The following is a 2,731-nucleotide window of genomic DNA, read 5'->3' on the forward strand; positions in this document are numbered from 1 at the left end:
TAGGAGTTTTTATTCAATCATTTGATTTTACCAGTGCAAAAGATGCTTTTGTCACAGGTTATATATGGCAAGAATACCAAGATGGTGTACATGATGATTTATCTCGTGGCATTATACTTGCTAATGCTATTGAAGATAGTGATTATGAGTTAAGAGAAGATTATCGACACAAAAAAGATGGTTTAGAAGTTATCGGTTGGTATTTTGCTTATACTCTCCGGATGGATTTTAATTTTGATTATTATCCTTTTGATGATAAAGATTTGAAAATCCGGATTTTGCATCAAGATTTCAATAATGGAAACTTAAATCGTCGGGTGATTCTTGCTCCTAACTTAAGTAGTTACAATGTAATTAACCCTCGAACCACACCAGGGATAGATCAAGAAATGGTACTCGGAGAATGGTATCTCAGGGATAGTTTTTTCGAGTATGCATTTAAGACATACAATACTAATTTTGGTCTAATAGATTCTGTACCAAAAACTAATTTTCCTGAACTTCAATATACTTTCATTTTACAAAGGTCTTTCTTAGGTCTGTTTATTTCTAAACTAGGACCAATGATTGTAGTTTTGACTTTGTTATTTGCAGTACTACTGGTTTGTGACAAAGAACAAACTATGGAAGTTTTGGGAGCTTCTGCGGGTTTTGTATTTATTGTTATCTTAGACCAGGTAACAGTCAGACAACAAATTATTACTAAAGGAATTGTTTATTTGGAGTTCTTTTACTTTGTTGTTTATTTATACATTTTCTTAGTGACTTTGAACTTTATTCTCTGGAGTTTGAAGCCAAATCTTCCGATTTTTAAGTATAAAAATAACTTTATCTTTAAGGCGCTTTATTGGCCGAGTATGATGAAGATTTTACTGCTAATCACTATTTTGGTATTTATTTAAAGAAGGAATTTACGATAACTAATTAGGTTTTGCTGAATAAGTTTTTTGGTATGAGGTAGGAGTCAGGAGTCAGGAGTCAGGAGTCAGGAGGAATGGGGAATTTAGAGGAGTTAGTCGGATATTTTATTCCTTGATTTTTCTGCAATTATTCTGCCTTTTATCCTAACTTTTTGGTCGCTCAAGCTGAAAAAGTTGCAGTTTTTTTCGATCTTTAAAGGCTAAAACCTTTATCTGTAAATGCTTTTAGATTTAATCAGCAATCCCTGGAACACCTCTAAATTAGACTTGTCGCTTTATAACTTAAAAAAAAACCAAAAACCTTGCTCTGTAAAGATCGTAGCCATTTGATAGCAAAAATGCTGGGAATTATTGCTCTGTCTAGGTTAGAGTGATTTTTCCCTTTATTTAGCGACAACTCTATTCTTTTTCATACCTATGTCTATTGTGTCAGCTCAATTAGATTAACTACCACTGATTTTATTCCTTTCTTTTTCAGAGAAAAGTTTATCGATCAACTTAACACCAACAGCAGATTCTCCATCAAAAACAGAACCAGTAGTCAGTTTTTCAACACGCTCTCGTACTTTCCCTTGTAACAATCCGGGTAAAGGTACATATCCCACTTCTGAAATTACCGCTTTATTCGCAACATCTATTTGGTAATCAATAAAAGCTTTGACAGGGGGTATTGTTTCTAGGGAATTCTTATTCACATATAGAAATAATGGACGAGATAGGAGGCTATAAGTACCGTTAGCGATAGTTTCACTGCTTGCCTCCACACATTGATCCTTACCATTATCAATAGCAATTAGTTTCACAAAATCTTGATTTTTTTCGTAGTAGGTAAAGCCTATGAAACCCAAACTACCCCAGTCAGATTCGATACCCTGAATAATCAGATCATCATCTTCACTGGCCTGATAGTCTTTGCGACTTCTACCTTCTTCCCCAGTAACAGCATCAGTAAAGTAATCATAACTACCAGAGTCAGCATCGGGGGCAAAAAGACTTAGAGGTTCTTCCGGAAATTCATCACGAATTTGCTTCCAGTTTGTTATTTTATTCTTATCATCATTATTAGGTTGCCAAATTTTTGTTAACTCTTCTAGGGTCAGGCAGTCTGCCCAATCATTGTTGCGATTAACGATTATAGAAAGACCATCGAAAGCAATGGGAATTTCAACAAATTCTATTTCGTTTGCCCGACAGAGGTCAATCTCAGACTTTTTAATGGGACGGGAAGCATTTGCTATATCTGTGTCCCCAATACAAAACTTTTTTAGTCCGTTTCCAGAACCAGATATTCCTACAATTACTTGATTTTCCGGATTATCATTCATAAATTTTTGAGCCATTGTGTCAGATAGGGGAAAAATTGTACTTGAGCCATCAACTAGAACATATTCTCTTTCCTCAGTATCTTCTTCCTTTACTTGTGGAGATATTTCGGTAGTGGAAGTTATTGTTTCATTATTGCCGCAAGCACTTACAATCAGAAGTAGAGCTATTGCAAAAAAACGGAGAGATTGGTTTTTCAATTGTATTACTAAATTCATAAATTTTAGAGTAAGATTTTACTGATAACCTTGATAATTTTACCACTTACCAATATTCAATCTTGAGATAAACTCTCTATTCAGCTAATATTTTTAGTTTGATTTTGTGGGAAAATTATTATCTTTTTCTTTATGGGTTTAATACCCCACCCTCTACAGGGTGTCTACAATTGGTTGGGGATAGTCAATGACCTGCCACTTCATGTCTACAAACCCCATCCACTTTTTTCTTCTTCCTTCTTCAAAATAATTATCCAATTACTAAGGCTG

At 34.5% G+C, this 2,731-nt stretch carries 2 protein-coding genes; one reads left to right on the plus strand and one right to left on the minus strand.

What is annotated here, in order from left to right; genetic code table 11:
- On the plus strand, positions 1-902 hold a 902-nt coding region (locus F6K13_RS27265; RefSeq protein WP_287289013.1), incomplete at its 5' end, for a hypothetical protein.
- A 461-nt stretch (positions 903-1,363) separates the two neighbouring features.
- Here the strand turns inward: F6K13_RS27265 and F6K13_RS27270 are convergent.
- On the minus strand, positions 1,364-2,461 hold the full coding sequence (locus F6K13_RS27270; protein ID WP_287289015.1) for a PstS family phosphate ABC transporter substrate-binding protein: 1,098 nt from the start codon (positions 2,459-2,461) through the stop codon (positions 1,364-1,366).
- Between the last annotated feature and the right edge of the window lie 270 nt (positions 2,462-2,731).

It is taken from the genome of Okeania sp. SIO2B9, assembly GCF_010672505.1.
Taxonomy (GTDB): domain Bacteria; phylum Cyanobacteriota; class Cyanobacteriia; order Cyanobacteriales; family Microcoleaceae; genus Okeania; species Okeania hirsuta.